The 19,295-nt window shown below is 64.5% G+C and carries 18 protein-coding genes; all 18 read left to right on the top strand.

Annotated features, from left to right (window positions below; genetic code table 11):
* The first annotated feature begins 40 nt into the window (after positions 1 to 40).
* The 18 genes from ACK4FK_RS16270 to ACK4FK_RS16185 all read left to right on the top strand — a co-directional run bounded on the left by ACK4FK_RS16270 (position 41) and on the right by ACK4FK_RS16185 (position 19,290).
* Positions 41 to 1,072, top strand: a complete 1,032-nt coding sequence (locus tag ACK4FK_RS16270) for a Bug family tripartite tricarboxylate transporter substrate binding protein (RefSeq protein ID WP_409746222.1) — start codon at positions 41 to 43, stop codon at positions 1,070 to 1,072.
* Between the two features lie 84 nt (positions 1,073 to 1,156).
* The gene (locus tag ACK4FK_RS16265; RefSeq protein WP_409746221.1) at positions 1,157 to 1,663 is read left to right on the top strand and encodes a tripartite tricarboxylate transporter TctB family protein; all 507 of its coding nucleotides are present in this window, start codon (positions 1,157 to 1,159) and stop codon (positions 1,661 to 1,663) included.
* An 11-nt stretch (positions 1,664 to 1,674) separates the two neighbouring features.
* Positions 1,675 to 3,210, top strand: a complete 1,536-nt coding sequence (locus ACK4FK_RS16260) for a tripartite tricarboxylate transporter permease (protein ID WP_409746220.1) — start codon at positions 1,675 to 1,677, stop codon at positions 3,208 to 3,210.
* A gap of 67 nt (positions 3,211 to 3,277) precedes the next feature.
* Positions 3,278 to 4,105, top strand: a complete 828-nt coding sequence (locus ACK4FK_RS16255) for a sugar phosphate isomerase/epimerase family protein (RefSeq protein ID WP_409746219.1) — start codon at positions 3,278 to 3,280, stop codon at positions 4,103 to 4,105.
* Entirely contained in the window at positions 4,102 to 5,517 is a 1,416-nt protein-coding gene (locus ACK4FK_RS16250; RefSeq protein WP_409746218.1) for a mandelate racemase, read from the top strand. Before ACK4FK_RS16255 ends, ACK4FK_RS16250 begins: the two co-directional genes overlap by 4 nt.
* Before the next feature lie 16 nt (positions 5,518 to 5,533).
* Positions 5,534 to 6,688: a Gfo/Idh/MocA family protein gene (locus tag ACK4FK_RS16245; RefSeq protein WP_409746217.1), complete on the top strand. Its 1,155-nt coding sequence runs from the start codon at positions 5,534 to 5,536 to the stop codon at positions 6,686 to 6,688.
* Between the two features lies 1 nt (position 6,689).
* Positions 6,690 to 7,853 carry a dihydrodipicolinate synthase family protein gene (locus ACK4FK_RS16240; RefSeq protein WP_409746216.1) on the top strand — a complete coding sequence of 388 codons (1,164 nt, stop codon included), beginning with the start codon at positions 6,690 to 6,692 and terminating at the stop codon, positions 7,851 to 7,853.
* A complete protein-coding gene (locus ACK4FK_RS16235; protein WP_409746215.1) occupies positions 7,850 to 8,686 on the top strand; it encodes a sugar phosphate isomerase/epimerase family protein in 837 nt (278 codons plus the stop codon). Before ACK4FK_RS16240 ends, ACK4FK_RS16235 begins: the two co-directional genes overlap by 4 nt.
* A gap of 455 nt (positions 8,687 to 9,141) precedes the next feature.
* Positions 9,142 to 10,749: an inverse autotransporter beta domain-containing protein gene (locus ACK4FK_RS16230; protein WP_409746214.1), complete on the top strand. Its 1,608-nt coding sequence runs from the start codon at positions 9,142 to 9,144 to the stop codon at positions 10,747 to 10,749.
* A gap of 83 nt (positions 10,750 to 10,832) precedes the next feature.
* Entirely contained in the window at positions 10,833 to 11,387 is a 555-nt protein-coding gene (locus ACK4FK_RS16225; RefSeq protein WP_409746213.1) for a dTDP-4-dehydrorhamnose 3,5-epimerase family protein, read from the top strand.
* A 6-nt stretch (positions 11,388 to 11,393) separates the two neighbouring features.
* Positions 11,394 to 12,281: an urease accessory protein UreD gene (locus ACK4FK_RS16220; RefSeq protein WP_409746212.1), complete on the top strand. Its 888-nt coding sequence runs from the start codon at positions 11,394 to 11,396 to the stop codon at positions 12,279 to 12,281.
* 315 nt (positions 12,282 to 12,596) lie between these two features.
* Complete coding sequence (urtA, locus tag ACK4FK_RS16215; protein WP_409746302.1) at positions 12,597 to 13,877, top strand: urea ABC transporter substrate-binding protein; 1,281 nt, start codon at positions 12,597 to 12,599, stop codon at positions 13,875 to 13,877.
* A gap of 142 nt (positions 13,878 to 14,019) precedes the next feature.
* Positions 14,020 to 15,951 (top strand): urea ABC transporter permease subunit UrtB, encoded by a 1,932-nt coding sequence (urtB, locus tag ACK4FK_RS16210; RefSeq protein WP_409746301.1) that lies wholly within the window; start codon positions 14,020 to 14,022, stop codon positions 15,949 to 15,951.
* Positions 15,944 to 17,098: an urea ABC transporter permease subunit UrtC gene (urtC, locus tag ACK4FK_RS16205; RefSeq protein ID WP_409746211.1), complete on the top strand. Its 1,155-nt coding sequence runs from the start codon at positions 15,944 to 15,946 to the stop codon at positions 17,096 to 17,098. Before urtB ends, urtC begins: the two co-directional genes overlap by 8 nt.
* On the top strand, positions 17,095 to 17,922 hold the full coding sequence (gene urtD, locus ACK4FK_RS16200) for an urea ABC transporter ATP-binding protein UrtD (RefSeq protein WP_409746210.1): 828 nt from the start codon (positions 17,095 to 17,097) through the stop codon (positions 17,920 to 17,922). The genes urtC and urtD overlap by 4 nt, the downstream gene beginning before the upstream one ends.
* 18 nt (positions 17,923 to 17,940) lie before the next feature.
* The gene (urtE, locus tag ACK4FK_RS16195) at positions 17,941 to 18,636 is read left to right on the top strand and encodes an urea ABC transporter ATP-binding subunit UrtE (RefSeq protein ID WP_409746209.1); all 696 of its coding nucleotides are present in this window, start codon (positions 17,941 to 17,943) and stop codon (positions 18,634 to 18,636) included.
* 29 nt (positions 18,637 to 18,665) lie between these two features.
* Positions 18,666 to 18,968, top strand: a complete 303-nt coding sequence (locus ACK4FK_RS16190; protein WP_409746208.1) for an urease subunit gamma — start codon at positions 18,666 to 18,668, stop codon at positions 18,966 to 18,968.
* Between the two features lie 13 nt (positions 18,969 to 18,981).
* Positions 18,982 to 19,290, top strand: a complete 309-nt coding sequence (locus tag ACK4FK_RS16185; RefSeq protein WP_409746207.1) for an urease subunit beta — start codon at positions 18,982 to 18,984, stop codon at positions 19,288 to 19,290.
* Positions 19,291 to 19,295 lie beyond the last annotated feature (5 nt).

Genomic DNA, 19,295 nt, shown 5'->3' with positions numbered 1-19,295 from the left:
TCCACGGCCACGGGCCGGGACAACAACGGAGGAGAACGCCATGACGGGCAGTGTCATGACAGGCAGCCAATTGATTCGCGCGGCCGTTGCAGGCTTTGCGCTGGGAGCCATCGCGCTCGCCGCACCGGGCGCATATGCGCAGTGGAAACCCAGCAAGCCGATCACCATCATCGTGCCCTGGGCGGCTGGCGGCTCGACCGATCAGGTCACCCGCGTGGCGGCTGCCGAACTGGAAGGCATTCTGGGCCAGAAGATCGTGGTGGTGAACCAGGGCGGCGCGTCCGGTTCGATCGGCACAAAGAGCGCGCTGGAGGCACCCAAGGACGGCTATACCTGGACCGCCGGTGCCGCCAAGGATATCGGCACCTATGCCGTGTCCGGCCTGCTCGATACCAAGATGGCCGACTGGAACTTCTATCTCACCGTCGCCAACCAGTCGGTCATCAGCGTCAATCCGAATTCGCCCTACAAGACGCTGGCCGACCTGATCGCGGCGATGAAGGCTAAGCCCGGCGCCGTGTCGGTGGCCACCGCGGGCGTCAACTCGTCGGGGCATTTCGGCATCGAGGCCTTCGCCAAGGCCGCCGGCGTTACCTACAAGCATGTCTCCTACGATGGCGGCAATCCGGCGGTGATCGCCACCGTATCGGGCGAAACCGAAGTCACGACCCAGCTCGGTGTCGAGCAGGTTGAGATGATCCGCGCCAAACGCCTGCGTCCGCTGGCCGTGCTGGCCGACCGGCCGCTGGAAGTGGCGGGGGTCGATCCGATCGAGCCCGTGACCAAGACGATCCCCAGCTTCCGCACTGAGACCAACTATTTCGGTATATTCGTGCACAAGGGTGTACCGGCCGAGGTGACAGCCACGCTCGACAAGATCTGGTCCGAGCAGATGAAGAAATCGGCGGCGCTGAAGAAATACGCCACCGAGAAGGGCGCGCTGTTCGGCGTCGAGCATGGCGAGGCGGCAAAGAAGGCTGCCTTCCCGGCGATCCAGGGTGCTGCCTGGATCCTGCAGGATGGCGGCAAGGCCAAGGTCTCGCCCGACACGCTGGGCATCCCGCGGCCATAAGTCGCCCGCAAGTATCGCGGCCGCCCGGTTCAAGCCGGGCGGCCGTCCGTTTCCTGTTCCGACCATAATCCTGCGAGTTGAGTGATGGAAGACGACAAGCCGTCGCCGCGTGCCGATCTGTGGTGGGGTCTGGCCTGGATCATGCTGGGCCTGTCGATTGTCTGGGGCGGTTGGACCATGGACCGGCTCGCGCATCTCTCGATTCCCGTCTATTCGATTCCCGGCCTAGTGCCGATGCTGCTGGGCGCGGTGCTGGCGCTGATGGGTGGCGCGCTGCTGCTGCGCGCGATCGGCGCGGGTGCCCTTGCCCGTCATGCGTCGGCTAGCGGCCGTCTTGCCGATCATTGGCGCCTGCTGCTTCTCATGGCGCTCTGTCTCGCATTCGCCGTCGGTATGGTCGGTCGTGGCCTGCCTTTCTGGTTGGCGGCGGCCATCTTCATTGCTGTTTTCGTCTTCATCTTCGAATACCAGGACCGGCGCGCCAGCCGCCAACTGGCGCGCGGCGCCCTCATCGCCGCCGTTCATGGCCTGATCACGGGCCTTGTGGTGCAGTACGTGTTCGAAGACCTGTTCCTTCTGCGCCTGCCCTGAGGTCGGGATCCATGTTTGAAGGTCTGCTCGCTTTCGGGTCTTCCATCCTCGGCGCCATCACGCCGGCCACGATAGTCTACACGCTCGGCGCCACGCTGATCGGCGTGATCATCGGCGCTCTGCCCGGTCTCACCGCCACCATGGGTGTGGCGCTGATGACGACGATGACGCTGAAGATGTCGCCCAACGAGGCAATCCTGGTGCTGATCTGCACCTATATCGGGGCCATATACGGTGGCAGCCGCACCGCCATCCTGCTCAACATTCCCGGCACGCCGGCCTCGGCTGCTTCCTGCCTCGATGGTCATGCGCTGGCCCGGCAGGGGCTCGCCGGCCGTGCCATGGGCATCGCCACCTCCGGTTCGGTGGTCGGCACCTGGATCGGCATGGTGGGGCTCGCCCTGTTCACTCCGGTGCTGGGCGAGATGGCGCTCAAATTCGGCGCCTACGAATTTTTCTGGCTGGCGGTGTTCGGCGTGGTGATCTCGGGCACGCTCACCGGCACCGACCCGTTGAAGGGTTGGATTGCCGGGTTTCTCGGGCTACTGATCGCCGCCATTGGCCAGGAAGGCATGTATGCCTATGACCGCTTCACCTTCGGCATTCACGATCTTTCGGGCGGCATTGGCCTGATCCCGGCGCTGGTCGGAGCCTTCGGCTTTGCCGAGGTGCTGATGGTGATGCGCGAGAAGCCTCGCAAATACGTGATCAACGCGCTCGACCGCGTCATACCGCGCATCCGCGACGTGCTGCAGTACTGGCGCACCGTGATCCGTTCCGGCCTGATCGGCACCTTCATCGGGATCGTGCCTGGCGTGGGTGAGGATGTTGCGGCCTGGAGTTCCTATGCCGCGGCGCGCCGGGCAAGCAAGGAGAAGGAAAAATTCGGCAAGGGTTCGGTGGAGGGCCTTATGGCGGCGGAAACCGGCGATAACGCCTCGATTCCCGGCGCGGTGATTCCGGTACTGACCCTGGCTGTGCCGGGCTCGGCTCCTGCCGCCGTGCTGTTGGCCGCGATGCTGATCCACGGTATTCGTCCGGGCCCGCTGATCATGGTCGAGAATCCCACCTTCGTTTACGACGTGGTGGCAATGATGCTGCTCGCCAGTTTCGGCATTCTCTTCTACGGCTTGGTGCTGACCAAGCTGCTGGTCAAGATCCTTCTGGTGCCGCGCACACTGATCATGCCGGTGATCTTTGTACTCTGCACCGTTGGCTCGTTTGCCATCGCCTCGCGCCTGTTCGACGTTTACGTGATGCTGGCCTTCGGCGTGATCGGCTTCGTGCTGCGCCGCTTCAACTATCCGATCGCGCCGCTGGTGCTCGGCATCGTGCTGGGCGACATCCTCGACAAAAGCCTGCGCCGCGGCCTGGTGCTGTCGGACGGCGACCTCACGCCCTTCCTGACCCGCCCGATCAGCGCGGTCATGGCCACGGCGGTGCTGCTGATGATTCTTCTGAGCGTGCCATCTTTCCGCCGGGCTTTCGACCGCGCGATGGCAGCGGTCAAGCGGCCCGTCGCCGGGCTGTTCGGTCGAAACGGCTGATCCGTCGTATTGACGGTGGCAGCTAGGTGTCGGTATAAGTAACTATCTGGTTACAACGGAAAAGGCGATGCGGATCAGCCTGTGCAACGAGGTCCTGGCCGGTATGTCGCTGCAGGCGCAATGCGCTCTGGCGGCTGAACTGGGCTATGACGGGTTGGAGCTCGCACCGTTCACGTTGGCTGACGATCCGCTGGCGCTCACCGCCGCCGAACGCCGGGCGGTCCGTCGCGCCGTCGAGCAAACCGGCCTCGCCGTTACCGGGCTGCATTGGCTGCTGGTGGCGCCCAAGGGGCTGTCGATCACCGATCCTGATGCCGATATCCGTCGTCGCACGATCAACGTCATGGCAGCCCTGTGCGATCTCTGCGCCGATCTTGGTGGCCGCTATCTGGTGCATGGCTCGCCGGCCCAGCGGCGCCTGCCCGGGCACGATCCGTTGCCGGCCAAGGGTTGGGCGCTGGAGGCCTTTGCCGCGGCGGCGCGGGCGGCGGAACAGGCGGGCGTGCATTACTGCCTCGAGCCGCTGTCGCGACATGAGACAAACTTCATCAACACGGTGGCCGAGGCGATCGGTGTGGTGGAGGCCATCGGCAACAGCGCCTTCCGCACCATGATCGATTGCAGCGCCGCGGGACTCACCGAGGCCGATCCCGTCCCTGTGCTGCTGGACCGCTGGCTGCCCAGCGGTTTGATCGCGCATGTCCAGGTCAATGATCCCAACCGCAAGGGCCCGGGTCAGGGCGAGATGGATTTCGCGCCGGTCATCGCGGCGCTGCAACGCCATGGCTACGTCGGCGATCTGGGCGTCGAACCATTCGTCTACGACCCTGACGGTCCGGGTGCGGCGGCTTTCGCCATCCGTTATCTGCGCGATCTCCTGGAGGCGCCGCGGTGACCGCGCCAGCCTTCCGCATAACCGAAATCGCGCTGTATGAGCGGCCAGTGCGCCTGCGCCTGCCATTCCGCTTCGGCGTGGTGACGCTGACCGAGGCGCCGCAGGCCTTCCTGCGGCTGCGCATCGACATACAAGACGGCCGTTCCGCCTGGGGCATGGCCGCCGAACTGATGGTGCCGAAATGGTTCGACAAGAATCCGGCGCTCAGCAATGAGCAGAATTTTGACCAGCTGCGTCTCAGCCTGCGCCTGGCGCGCGACGCCTATCTGTCCGATGCCACACCGCGCAGCGCCTTCGGTCATTCCGCCACCCATCATGCGGCGCTGGTGCGGGCCGGGGCGAAGCGGGGGCTGAATGCGCTGGTCGCCGTCTATGGTCCGGCCCTGCTTGACCGGGCCGTGATCGACGCGCTCTGCCGCATGCAGGGCATGGGTTTCGTTCCGGCGCTGCAGCGCAATCTGTTCGGCATCACCGCCACGCTCACGCCCGATCTCGCCGGTTTTGCGCTAGATGGCTTTCTCAGGGATTTGCAGCCGGTGCGGCACATAGCTGCGCGTCACACCGTGGGCATGCTGGACCCGCTTACCGAGGCCGATCTGGGGCCCGCGCGCCGGCTGAATGACGGCCTGCCCGAAAGCCTGGAGGCGGTGATCGCCGCCTATGGGCAGGCCTGGTTCAAACTGAAGGTGGGCGGCGACATCGCGGCCGATCTCGCGCGGCTGACGGCGATTGCCGTCGTGCTTGACCGTATTTCCGGCGGCTATCAGTCCAGCCTTGACGGCAACGAACAATACGATGATGCCGCCGGCATTGCTGCGCTGTGGCAGGCCATGCAGAACGAACCGGCGCTACGCCGGCTCTGTGCCTCCATCCGCTATATCGAGCAGCCGATCAAACGCGCCTCGGCGCTGGAGCGGCCGGTCCACGGCCTGTCGGCTCAGGTGCCGTTGATTGTCGATGAATCGGATGCCGATTACGACGTCTTCCCGCGTGCCCGCGAACTGGGCTATCGCGGCATCTCGTCCAAGACCTGCAAGGGCGTGTACCGCGCCGTCCTGAATGCGGCCCGCTGCATCCAGTGGGGCGGCGGCTATTTTGTCACTGGCGAGGATCTGACCTGCCAGGCCGGGCTGGCGCTGCAGCAGGATCTGGTGCTGGTCGCTGCCCTCGGCCTGAGTCATGTCGAGCGCAATGGGCACCATTATGTCGACGGTTTCGGCGATGCACCGGAAGCAGAGCAGGCGGCCTTCCTTGCCGCCCATCCCGATCTTTATCGCCGCCAGGATGGCCGCGTGCGGCTAGCCATCCGTGATGGCGCCATCGCGCTCGACAGCCTGCTGGATGTCGCCGCTTACGGCAGTGGCGCCGAACCCGATTGGGGCGACCTCGCCCCCATGCCGCTGCATTCTTGAAGAAGGACACAAACCAATGAGCAAGGATATCCGTCTCGGCATTATCATGAACGGCGTCACCGGGCGCATGGGCATGAACCAGCACCTGATCCGTTCGATCTGCGCGATCCGCAAGGATGGCGGCGTGGTGTTGAAAAATGGCCGCCGCGTCATGCCCGATCCGATCCTGGTGGGACGTAATCTCGACAAGGTGGCGCGCCTTGCCAGGGACCATGGCATCGAGCGCTACACCGACGATCTCGACACGGCGCTCAAGAACAAGGACGATACCGTCTTCTTCGATGCGGCCACCACCCAGGCGCGGGCCGGCCTACTGAAAAAGGCGATGGCCGCCGGCAAGGACATCTACTGCGAGAAGCCCACTGCCGAAACGCTGGCCGTGGCCATGGACCTGGTGAAGGCGGCCAGGAAATACGGGGTGAAGAACGGCGTGGTACAGGACAAGCTGTTCCTGCCTGGCCTGGAGAAGATGAAGGTGCTGATCGACAGCGGCTTCTTCGGCAAGATTCTGTCGGTGCGCGGCGAGTTCGGTTACTGGGTCTTCGAGGGGGACTGGCAGCCGGCGCAGCGTCCGTCCTGGAATTACCGGACGAAGGATGGCGGCGGCATCATTCTGGATATGCTCTGTCACTGGCGCTACGTCCTCGACAATCTGTTCGGCGGCGTGAAGAGCGTCTCCTGCCTCGGTGCCACCCATATCCCGAAACGTTGGGATGAGAACGGCAAGCCCTACAAGGCGGATTCCGACGATGCCGCCTATGCCACCTTTGAGCTGGAAGGCGGGGTGATCGCGCAGATCAATTCCTCCTGGGTCACGCGCGTGCGGCGCGATGACCTGGTCACCTTCCATGTCGATGGCACGCTGGGTTCGGCTGTGGCCGGCCTGCATAAATGCTTCGTGCAGCCGCGCGTGGCCACGCCCAAGCCGGTCTGGAACCCGGATATCCCGCAGAGCATCAACTTCTTCGAGACCTGGCAGGAAATGCCCGACAACAAGGTCTATCCCAACGGCTTCCGTGCCCAGTGGGAAATGTTCATCCGCCATGTGGTGGACAACGAACCCTTCCGTTGGACCCTGCTGGAAGGCGCCAAGGGCGTGCAGCTCGCCGAGGCCGGCCTGAAAAGCTGGAAGGAGCGCCGCTGGATCGATCTGCCGGAACTGAAGGCCTGACATGACGACGCTGAACTTGCCCGCCGGTCCCGGCAAGCTGGCGCCTTACAGCCTGAAGGCGCCGAGGGCCTTCCCGGTGTCGCAACCGCCCTTCAGCCGCGTGGCCTTCGCCGCCGCCCATGTGGTGGCCGATCCGCTGGCCGACAACGACCCATGGCTGGCGCCCGCCATCGACTGGGAGCGCACCATCGCCTTTCGCCGGCATCTCTGGTCGCTTGGCTTTGGCGTGGCCGAGGCGATGGATACCGCCCAGCGCGGCATGGGTCTGGACTGGAAGGATGCGCTGGAGCTCATCCGCCGTTCGCTGGATGCCGCGAAGGACGTGCCGGGCGCCGTGGTCGCCTCCGGCGCCGGTACCGATCATCTGGCGCCGGGCCCCGATGTCACCATCGACCGGGTGATCGCCGCCTATGAGGAACAGTGCGCGGCAATCGAGAAATTCGGCGGTCGCATCATCCTGATGGCCAGTCGTGCATTGGCGGCCTGTGCCAGAACGCCCGACGACTACGTGAAGGTTTATGGCCGGATTCTGAGTCAGGTGAAGCAGCCGGTGATCCTACACTGGCTGGGCGAGATGTTTGATCCCGCCCTGGCCGGCTACTGGGGCAATGGCGACCACATGCAGGCGATGCAGACCTGCCTGGATGTGATAGCGGCCAATGCCGCGAAGGTCGACGGCATCAAGATTTCGCTTCTAGACAAGGATAAGGAGATCGTGATGCGCCGTCGCCTGCCGAAAGGCGTGCGCATGTATACCGGCGACGATTTCAACTACGCCGAACTGATCGCCGGCGATACGGAAGGCCATTCCGATGCGTTGCTTGGCATATTTGACGCCATCGCACCGGCGGCCTCGGCGGCTCTTGGTGCGCTGGCCCGCAAGGATGTGAAGACCTTTCACGACATCCTCGCGCCCACCGTGCCGCTCTCGCGCCATATCTTCAGGGCGCCGACCCGCTTCTACAAGACCGGCGTGGTCTTCATGGCGTATCTGAACGGCCATCAGGATCACTTTGTCATGGTCGGCGGCCAGCAGAGCACGCGTTCGGCCCTGCATCTTGCCGAACTGTTCCGCCTGGCCGATGCCGCCGGCCTGCTTGACGATCCCGACCGCGCGGCCAGCCGCATGAGGGCCGTGATGGCGACGCACGGAATTGCTGCATGACGAAGCCAGGTCCGCTCTCGCTCAATACGGCGACCGTGAAAGAACAGTGGTCGCTGCAGCAGTGTATCGAAGGCTGCGCGCGCCACGGCATAACTGGCATCTCGCCCTGGCGCGACAAGCTGGCGGAATACACCACCGCCAAGGCCGCGAAGCATATCCGCGATGTCGGCCTGACCGTGACCGGACTCTGTCGGGGCGGGATGTTTCCTGCCGCCGATGCCGCCGGACGTGCCGCCGCCATCGAGGACAACAAGCGTGCCATAGACGATGCAGCGGCCCTTGGTGCGCAATGCCTGGTGCTGGTGGTGGGCGGCATGCCGGCCGGGTCCAAGGATATCGCCGGGGCGCGGAGCCAGGTGCGGGACGGCATCGCAGCCGTGCTGGAGCATGCCAGGGCAGCCGGTGTGCCGCTGGCCATCGAGCCGCTGCACCCCATGTATGCCGCCGACCGTGCCTGCGTGAACACGCTGGGCCAGGCGCTCGACATCTGCGACGGCCTGGGCTCAGGGCCGAATGACCGCCATCTCGGCGTCGCCGTCGATGTCTATCATGTCTGGTGGGATCCGACGCTGGCGGCGCAGATCGGGCGCGCGGCCAAGCGCGTTCTGGCCTTCCATGTCTGCGACTGGCTGGTACCGACCACCGACCTGCTGCTCGACCGCGGCATGATGGGCGATGGCGTGATCGACATTCCCGCCATCCGTGCCATGGTGGAGGGCGTGGGTTATGACGGTTTCTGCGAGGTCGAAATCATGTCGGCAGGCAACTGGTGGCGGCGCGATGCCGACGAGGTGCTGCGCATCTGCAAGGAACGGCACGCCACGGCCGTCTAGACCGCCGGCAGTAGAAGTCCTGATCAAGACCAGCGCCAGCTTCGAGCCTGAACTGGAGTGCAGCATCAACTGGCGCGACCTGGCGCTGGGGCTGGCATGGTCAGTTCCGCCACAGTGCTCGACAACGACGAGGCGCCGGCACGTGTTTCTATTCGCCATTTCCCTGATTATGCCACATGTGCCCTGCCTGACGGGGCCTGACCGGCACGGCCCCGCACCCGTCGAGTCGTGGCTGATGCGGGCTGCAATTGCTGGATGAATGATTTTATCATTTCTATTCATACAGGAGATGCGTGGTGGGGCCTCCGCATAATTGCAGGTGGCTTCGTATGGCTTCCCGCTGGCCGAAATCACTTGACCCTGCCTGACGGCGAGGCGATGAAGGTCAGGCCGGATCGTGGAAAATGAGGGAATCCGGCGGCTTGGGGAGGGCCGGCGGAGTGGCTTATCATCGTATGCAATGGGTCGGGAGCCTCGCGATCGCTGCGATCGCGATCATGCTGCTGCCTGCGGCAGCAACGAGCCAGCCGGCCGAGCGTGCGCCCAAATGGACTCCGCATATCGATGTTGAAGGCAAGACAGGCACCAAGCGCAACCTGGGCGAGGCGGATCTGTTCGTCCCGCTGGCGCAGGACGGCACGACCCTGCTGTTCACCAGCCTGCGCACCCGCATGGACGACAGCGACGGCCTGGAAGGCAATTTCGGCCTCGGCCTGCGCCACATGCTGGAAAGCGGCTGGAACCTCGGCGCCTATGCCTATTTCGACCGCCGCAAGAGCGAGCTGGAGAATTACTTCAGCCAGGTGACGCTGGGCTTCGAGGCCCTGTCGCTGGACTGGGACCTGCGCGCCAACGCCTATCTGCCGCAGGGGCGGCGCAGCCATCAGGTCGATGCCCTCAACACCGCCGAGGTTTCCGGCACCAACGTGATCTTCCGCGGCGGCGAGGAGCGCAGCCTGAGCGGCTTCGATGCCGAAATCGGCTGGCGGCTGCCCTTCTTCGATTCGGAAGCAGCGCAGCAGCTCCGCCTTTATGCCGGCGGCTACCGTTTCACCGGCGACGACGATGCCGTGCCCGACGTACAGGGCCCGCGCCTGCGGGCCGAAATGGTGTTCGACGCGGTGCCTGGCCTGTGGGACGGCGCGCGCCTCAGCCTGGGCGCGGAATGGCAGCATGACGATCCGCGCGGCAGCCAGGGGTTCCTCTCGGCCCGGCTGCGCATCCCGCTGCAGAGCTTCGGCAGGAGCGCGTCGCAGCTCATGCCCATGGAGCGCCGCATGGCCGATCCGGTGGTGCGCGACATCGATATCGTCAGCCGGTCAGGTGCCTTCGGCGCACCTGAAACGGCGACGCAGACGGCCAATGGCGGCAGTCTTACAGTGCTGAACAGCGCCAGCACCAGCGGCGCCAACCTCGCTACGGCCGTCACCAATGCCGGCAACAATTCAACGGTCCTGCTGTCCGGCACATTCAACACGACCAACACCGTCAGCCTGGCCACCGGCCAGACGCTGACCGGTGCCGTCACGGTGCGTAGCGCCTCGGGTCGCCTCGCCTCGGTCAGTACCGGCGCAACGGTCAATGCCAGCAACCTGGGGTCCACGGTTCAGGTCAATAGCGGGGGCACGGTCTCCAACCTGACGGTCACCAATGCCTTCAGTGGCGGCACCGGCGGTCGCGCTGTCTTGGTTGCGGATGGCGTGAGCAACGCAACGATCAGCAACAATACGATCACCGTGACCCAGAGTGGCGCCAATGGGGGCGTTGCCTTGACGCTTGGCAATAACGTCAGTGCCGTGGTGCGCGGCAATACGCTCACGGCAACCGGCAGTGGGGCGGCCACGACGATCACGGCGTTGGCCGCGAATGTCGGCTCCCCCTCCATAACGGTGGCGAACAACAGCATCAGTGCTTCAGGCGGCACGACAAACAATATGGTGTGGGTCGGTGCCGGAACCGTCATCAATGCCGGCTCGACCGGCAATATTCGCGGCTCCGGCGCCTGCAACGGCACACCGGCCAGTGGCAGCATCGGTTTCACCAACGGCACGACCTGTCCGTAATATGAGGTGAGACGTTCCTGCGTCTTGCCAAGAGCAGGGCCCTTATCGATGATGAGGGCCCTTATCTTTTTGTCCGGCCCGCCATGTTCCAGATCGCCCAACCCGTCCTGCCCGGTTGCCTGCTGATGCGCGCGCCCACCCTGATGCTGGGCGAGGGCTGGTCGAGTCCGATCTACAGCGAGCAGCATATGGGCCAGATCGGCATCCATGACCGTTTCGTGGAAGACTATATCCATTATGCCGACAAGATCGGCACGGTGCGCGGCCCGCGGTACCAGATCGCCCCCGGCACCCAGGCCATGCTGGTGCGCGTGCTGCGCGGCAGCATCCATGTCGTCGCCATCGATGTGCGTAAATCCTCTTCCACCTTTGGCCGGGCAATGCAGGCCGTGATTTCCTACATGGGCGCCGAGCAGCTCTATGCCATGCAGGGATTCGCCCTCGGCTGGTGCAGTCTGGAGCCGGCAGTGGAGGTTTTGGTCAAGACCAGCGCCAGCTTCGAGCCTGAACTGGAGCGCGGCATCAACTGGCGCGACCCGGCGCTGGGGCTGGCATGGCCGGTGCGGCCGGCCGATGCGGTCGTGCCGGCCGAGGATGTCGACCAGCCGATGCTGGCCGACCAGCCCGATCTGCTCTGATCCGCCATGGCGGCGGCGATTACCGGTGATGCGCCGCGCCTTCAGAGGGCTGATGGCGTGCTGGAACTGCGCATCGCGCCGCCGGCCATGGCAATGGGCGCGACCGGCCGACTCAGCCGCATCGCCGATCTCTACCAGCATGACCCCTGCCGCGCCCTGATGCCGGCGCCTGATCCAGGCGAGGCTTTCACGGCGGTGCTGGTCACCACCGCCGGCGGCCTCACCGGCGGCGACCGTCTGCGGCTGGGCGTCAGCGTGGCGGCGGGTGCGGATGCATTGTGCACGCCGCAGGCTGCTGAAAAGATCTACCGCGCCGAGACCGGCAGCCAGGCGGCCGATATCGCCATCGCGCTTTCGGTCGAGGCCGGCGCAGTGCTGGAATGGCTGCCGCAGGAGACCATACTGTTCGCTGGCGCGCGGTTGCGCCGCGATGTCGGAATCGATCTGCAGCATGATGCGCGGCTGCTGGCCGGCGACATCACCGTATTCGGACGGATTGCGCGCGGCGAGCGTTTCGACGCCGGCGCGCTGTTCGATCGCTGGCAGCTGCGGCATGATGGTCGCCTGATCTGGCATGATGCCGCCAGGCTGGACGAGCCCGGCCTGCCGGCATTGCACCATTCGGCCGGCTTCGATGGCGCCGTGGCTCAGGGCCTGATTCTGGCCCGCTTGCCTGAACCGGCGGCTGCGCGAGACCGGTTGCGCGATCTGCTGCCTGCAAATGCGCTGCCTGAGGGCAGCCTATGGGCCGTTACGGTGATCGAAGATTTGCTGCTGCTGCGGCTGCTTGATCGTGAACCCGCCCGCTTGCGTCGCCATTTCGGCCTGTTATGGGCTGCCCTGCGCCCCGGTCTGGGCCGGGTGGCGGCCATGCCACGGCATTGGCATTTCTGATGGTGTTGCGCTACCCGGCCTGTTTCTCTGCCTGAATTTTGATCTCTGCCTGTTTTTAAGTGGTATTGGATTAAAATATAGGCAACTGCGCGGCCAAGTAGTTCACAAGATCGCTGTGGAATCATCCGGGTAGTAATCCATCCACAAACCGGGCCCTGTCATATTGCGGCGCGGAATCAGCGCATTATCCAAGGTATCGGATCATGCCCTAACGACATTCCGGCCTTGGCACGCTCCTTGCCAATCCTGACCTGTGCGGCTGAGCCCATGGGGGGGCCAGACCCAAAGCAGGAGAGGAAGAGAATGAGCAAATTCATGCGGACCGTGGCCGCAGCAGGCGCGATGCTTGGGGCGGCCGCCTTTGCCAGCCAGGGCGCCCAGGCGCAGGAGACGATCAAGGTCGGCGTCCTGCATTCGCTGTCCGGCACCATGGCCATCTCGGAGACGACCCTGAAGGACACCGTCCTGATGATGGTCGACGACATCAACAAGAAGGGCGGCCTGCTCGGCAAGAAGGTCGAGGCCGTGGTGGTCGATCCGGCCTCCAACTGGCCGCTCTTTGCCGAGAAGGCGCGCGAGTTGATCTCGAAGGAAAAGGTTGCGGTGGTGTTCGGCTGCTGGACCTCGGTGTCGCGCAAGTCCGTGCTGCCGGTTTTCGAGGAACTGAACAGCATGCTGTTCTACCCCGTCCAGTATGAGGGCGAGGAAAGCTCGAAGAACGTGTTCTACACCGGTGCCGCGCCGAACCAGCAGGCCATCCCGGCGGTGGAATACCTGATGGGCAAGGACGGCGGCGAGGTGAAGCGCTGGGTCCTGGCCGGCACCGACTACGTCTATCCGCGCACCACCAACAAGATTCTTGAGGCCTTCCTGAAGTCGAAAGGCGTGAAGCAGGAAGACATCATGATCAACTACACGCCGTTTGGTCACAGCGACTGGCAGACCATCGTGGCGGATATCAAGAAGTTCGCCTCGGCCGGCAAGAAGACCGCCGTGGTCTCCACCATCAACGGCGATGCCAACGTGCCGTTCTACAAGGAACTGGCCAACGCGGGCATCAAGGCCTCCGACATCCCGGTGGTGGCCTTCTCGGTCGGCGAGGAAGAACTGGCCGGCATCGACACCAAGAACCTGGTCGGCCATCTGGCCGCCTGGAACTATTTCCAGTCGGTGAAGAACCCGGTCAACGACGCTTTCATCAAGCAGTGGAAGACCTTCATCAAGAACGACAAGCGCGTCACCAACGACCCGATGGAAGCCACCTATATCGGCTTCAAGATGTGGGCGCAGGCCGTTGCCCAGGCAGGCACCACCAATGTGGATGCCGTGCGGCAGGCCATGTATGGCCAGAAGGTCAAGGCGCCGTCGGGTTTCACCGCGGTGATGAACACCAACCATCACCTGTCCAAGCCGGTGATGATCGGCGAGATCCGCCCGGACGGCCAGTTCAACATCGTCTGGCAGACCAAGGGCCCGGTGAAGGCTGACGCCTGGTCGAAATATATCCCGGAAAGCGCCAAGCTGACCGCGGACTGGACTTTCCCGTGGGTTTGCGGGAACTGCGAGAAGCCGAAATACGCGGCGCTGACCAACTGAGCGGCGTGACGTAATGGCGATCGGCCCCTTCCTACGTTTTGCAACGCGGGAAGGGGCCGGCACCGCCCTCAAGACAGACTCCGTTGCCAGAACAATCATAAAAACCGTTCCGTCTTCAAAACTCGCAGAGCATCTGGTGTCGATGAACCGTTTCCTGCCTATCGTGATGGTCGCGCTGATGCTGGCGCTGCTGGCCGTGATGCGGCCCGCCCATGCCCAGACTCTGGCCGATACGCTGGCCGGCCTGGCTGAAAGCGATCCCAGGCCCGCCATCGCGGCGCTCGTCGCCAGCGACGACGAAAAAGCCAAGGCCGCCCTGGCCGCGCTGGCCCAGGGCAGGCTCTATCTGCGGCTGGCAGACAATGCCGTGGTGCTTGGCGAGAAGGACGGCGAGATGATCGTCGTCACCAATGCCGCCACCGGCGACATCGAAGACATGGCCCGGCCAGAAGACCTGCAGCCAATCGCATTGTCCGACGATGCCCGCGCGCTGCTTGGCGATGCTGGCGCAGCGCAGAAATCCGGGCCACTCGACTTTGCCGGGGCTATAACTGCACTGAAGGCGGACAATTTTGCCGACAAGGCCAAGGCGATCGATGCCCTGACCGAACTGAATGATCCGCGTGCCATTCCTGTGTTCCGCGCCTTGGCGGATGGCCGGCTGTTCCAGCGCAAGAGCGACGGCGCCGTGGTGATCGGCAATGTCAGCGGCAACGACCAGGCGCTGACCGATGCGGTGACGCAGGAGAAACTCGGCATCGTGTCGTCGGGCGATCTGGACGTGATCTTTGTCAACAACAATCTGCGAAACGTGCTGCGCCAGGCGGTCGGCCGGCTCGGTTTGTCCAGTCCCGATCCGGCCCAGCGCCGCGCGGCGGCGAACGCGCTGCTCGATGGCGCCACCCCGGACGCCATTACCCTTCTGCGCGAGGCCCATGCAAGAGAGACCAATGGCGACGCCAAGCAGGCCATGGCCCTCAGCCTGGCCGCTGTCGATCTGGCCGATGCCGACAAGACTCGGCGCCTGCTGGCGATCCAGACGCTGAGCGGCTCCTCCGACCTGCGGGTACGCGCCCAGCTGCAGGCGCGATTGAACCAGGAGAGCGATCCGGATGTGAAGGCGGCATTGAACGCGGCTTTTGGCAAACTGCAGTTCAAGCTCCAGCTTTATGGCTATGCCGAAAACCTGGTGCAGGGCATTTCGCTCGGTTCTGTGCTGCTGCTGGCTGCCGTCGGGCTCGCCATCACCTTCGGCGTGATGGGTATCATCAACATGGCCCATGGCGAGATGATCATGCTGGGGGCCTACTCGGCATATGTGACGCAGGAAATCTTCCGCGCCTTTCTGCCACCCGGCTGGATCGGCGGTTACCTGATTGCCGCCTTGCCGGTCGCCTTCCTGGTGGCGGCCCTGGTGGGTATCGCGCTGGAGCGCAGCGTGATCCGGTTTCTCTATGGCCGGCCGCTGGAAACCATGCTGGCCACCTGGGGCATCAGCCTGATCCTGCAGCAGGCGGTGCGTGCCATCTTCGGTGCCCCGAACAAGGAAGTCGCCAATCCCGAATGGATGACCGGCGCGCTGGAAATTGCCGGCGGCTTTGCCATCACTTGGAACCGCATCTACATCATCGTCTTCTGCTTCGCCGTGCTGGGACTAATCGCGCTGATTCTGCGCAGAACCAGCTTTGGCCTGCACATGCGCGCGGTGACGCAGAACCGCGCTATGGCAGATGTGATGGGCATTCCCACCGCCCGCATCGACGCGCTGACCTTTGGCCTGGGGTCGGGCATCGCGGGCATGGCCGGCGTGGCCTTGAGCCAGATCGGCAATGTCTCGCCCAATCTCGGCACCATCTACATCGTCGACAGCTTTCTGGTCGTGGTGTTTGGTGGCGTCGGCAACCTGATGGGCACGCTGGTCGGGGCACTGACGCTGGGCATCGTCAACAAGCTGCTGGAACCGGTGGCCGGCGCCGTGCTGGGCAAGGTGGTCGTGCTGGTCTGCATCATCCTGTTCATCCAGAAACGGCCACGCGGGCTGTTCGCCGCCAAGGGACGCTCCGCAGATGCTTGACGATTTAAAAGCGCTGGCGCAGCCCAAGCCCCTGCTCGATAGGCGCGGCTGGGCGATTTTCCTAGCCATCGGCTTCGTGCTGATCGTACTGGTGCCGCTGCTGAACCTGCTGCCGTCATCCGGCTCGGCTCTGCATCTGCCAGGTTACCTGATCCCGCTATTGGGCAAATACGCCTGTTACGCGATCCTAGCGCTCAGCCTCGACCTCGTCTGGGGCTATGCCGGCATCCTCAGCCTTGGGCACGGCGCGTTCTTCGCGCTCGGCGGCTACGCCATGGGCATGTATTTGATGCGCCAGATCGGCGCGCGCGGCGTCTATGGCCATCCCGAACTGCCCGATTTCATGGTCTTCCTGAACTGGAAGGAGCTGCCCTGGTACTGGTACGGCTTCGACAGCTTCCCCTTCGCGCTGCTGATGGTGTTCCTGGTGCCGGGGCTGCTGGCGTTGGTGCTGGGTTGGTTTGCCTTCCGCTCGCGCGTCACCGGCGTCTACATCTCCATCGTCACGCAGGCGATGACCTTTGCCCTGCTGCTCGCCTTCTTCCGCAACGACATGGGCTTCGGCGGCAATAATGGCCTCACCGATTTCAAGGACATCCTCGGCTTTCCGGTGCAGGCGCCCGAGACGCGCATCGGATTGTACGTGGCGTCGGTGCTCAGTCTGGGATTGTGCTTCCTGCTCTGCCGTTTCGTCACCCGCTCCAAGCTTGGCCGCGTGCTGCTGGCGGTACGCGATGCCGAAAGCCGCGTGCGCTTCCTCGGCTATTCGCCCACCTCGGCCAAGCTCTTTGCCTTTGTGCTGTCGGCTTTGCTGGCCGGGCTGGCCGGCGCCCTCTATGTGCCGCAGGTCGGCATCATCAATCCCAGCGAATTCTCGCCGGCCAATTCCATCGAGATCGCCATCTGGGTGGCGGTCGGCGGCCGCGGCACGTTGTATGGCGCGGTGCTGGGCGGCGTGCTGATCAATCTGGTGAAGACCTGGCTCACCGGTGCCGCGCCCGAACTCTGGCTGTTCGTGCTGGGCGCGCTGTTCGTCGCCTCCACCCTGCTTTTCCCGAGGGGTATCGTCGGCCTGGTCGGCCAGTGGCAGGCCTGGCGTGCCGAGCGGCGCAGTTACGCCGTACCGTCAGAAAAGGCGGCTGAATGATGCGCCCAGCCATGCCGCTGCCCACCCCGCTGATCGAGCCGGCCACGGCCGGGATCTCGCCTGACGTGGTACACAAACCGCGCGTCTCGGATACGCAGCTCTATCTTGACGGCGTCACCGTCTCCTTTGACGGTTTCAGGGCGATCAACAACCTCGCCCTGATGGTGGCGCCTGGCGAGTTGCGCACCATCATCGGCCCGAACGGTGCCGGCAAGACCACGATGATGGACATCATCACCGGCAAGACCCGGCCTGACGAGGGCGAGGTGCTGTTCGCCGGCCGCGTCGACCTGACCAAGCTGGACGAGACCGAAATCGCCAATCTCGGCATCGGTCGCAAGTTCCAGAAGCCCACGGTGTTTGAGAACCTCACGGTGTTCGAGAATTTTGAGCTGGCACTCAAGGCGCCGCGCGGCTCTTTCCGCACGCTTACGGCAAGGCTGGACTCCGAGGCGCTCGACCGCATCGCCTGGGCGCTGGACACCGTTGGTATGGCCGCCAGGCTGCGCGACTCCGCCGGCGCGCTCAGCCATGGCCAGAAGCAGTGGCTGGAGATCGGCATGCTGCTGGTGCAGGACACCCAGTTGATCCTGCTCGACGAGCCGGTGGCTGGCATGACCGATGCCGAGACGAAACAGACTGCCGACCTGATCCTGTCGCTGAAGGGCGAACGCACGCTGGTGGTGGTAGAACACGACATGGAATTCGTGCGCGACCTCGGTGCGCGCGTCACCGTGCTGCACGAGGGCAGCGTGCTGTCGGAAGGCAGCGTCGACCATGTGCAGAACGATCCGCGCGTGATCGAGGTCTACCTGGGCCGATGAAGGGGCGGCGCTGATCTCATGCTGAAAGCCGAAGGACTGAATCTTTATTACGGCGCCAGCCATGCCCTGCGCGACGTGGCGCTGACGGCCGAAGCCGGCAGGATCACCTGCGTGTTGGGCCGTAACGGCGTGGGCAAGACCTCGCTGATGCGGGCCCTGGTCGGTCTGCAGGGGGTGCGCAGCGGTGCCATCCTGTGGGAAGGCGAGGACATAGTCGGGCTGAAACCCCATGAGCGCGCCCGGCGCGGCATTGCCATGGTGCCGCAGGGCCGCGAGATATTTCCGCGCCTGACCGTCTACGAGAACCTGGAGACCGGCCTGGCGCCGCTGCCCCGGGCCGAGCGCACCATCGACGACGAGATTTTTGCCCTGTTTCCCGTGCTGCACGAGATGCGCAACCGTCGCGGCGGCGATCTTTCGGGGGGACAGCAGCAGCAACTGGCGATCGCGCGGGCCCTGGTCACGCGCCCCCGGTTGCTGCTGCTGGACGAGCCCACCGAGGGCATCCAGCCCTCGATCATCAAGGATATCGGCCGGGTGATCCGCAGCCTAGCCGACCGCGGCACCATGGCCATCATTCTGGTCGAGCAGTATTTCGACTTCGCCAAGGCCCTGGCCGACCGCTTCATCCTGCTCCAGCGTGGTGAAGTTGTGGTCGAGGGCGACGCGTCCCGGCTGGAAGGCGACGACGTCCGCCGCTATCTTACCGTCTGAATCCAGTCTGCCAGGGGGAGCGCAGCGGCATGAATCTCACGCCCCGCGAGAAGGACAAATTGCTGGTCGCCATGGCGGCCCAGGTGGCGCGTCGCCGGCTGGAGCGCGGCGTGAAGCTCAATCACCCCGAGGCCGTGGCGCTCATCACCGATTATGTGGTGGAAGGCGCACGCGACGGCCGCTCGGTGGCCGAGCTGATGCGCGACGGCGCCAGCGTGATCACTCGCGACCAGGTGATGCCCGGCATTGCCGAAATGATTCATGAGATCCAGGTGGAGGCCACCTTCCCGGACGGCACCAAGCTGGTGACCGTGCATAACCCGATCCGCTGAAGGAGGCCGCAGCATGATTCCCGGCGAAATCATCACGGCCCCCGGCGAGATCGAGCTGAATGCCGGCCGCCCGACGGTGAGCATCGACGTTGCCAATACCGGCGACCGCCCGATCCAGGTCGGCAGCCATTACCACTTCTTCGAGACGAACCCGGCACTGAAGTTCGACCGCGACAAGGCGCGCGGCATGCGGCTGGACATTCCGGCCGGTACGGCGGTGCGCTTCGAACCGGGGCAGACCCGCACCGTGTCGCTGGTGGCCTATGCCGGCAAGCGGAACGTTTACGGCTTCCGCGCCGAGATCATGGGCACGCTCAGGTAGGCAGG

It is taken from the genome of Ferrovibrio sp. (assembly GCF_046297895.1).
In the GTDB taxonomy this organism is placed as follows: domain Bacteria; phylum Pseudomonadota; class Alphaproteobacteria; order Ferrovibrionales; family Ferrovibrionaceae; genus Ferrovibrio.
This window is presented reverse-complemented; position numbering and strand designations above follow the sequence as displayed.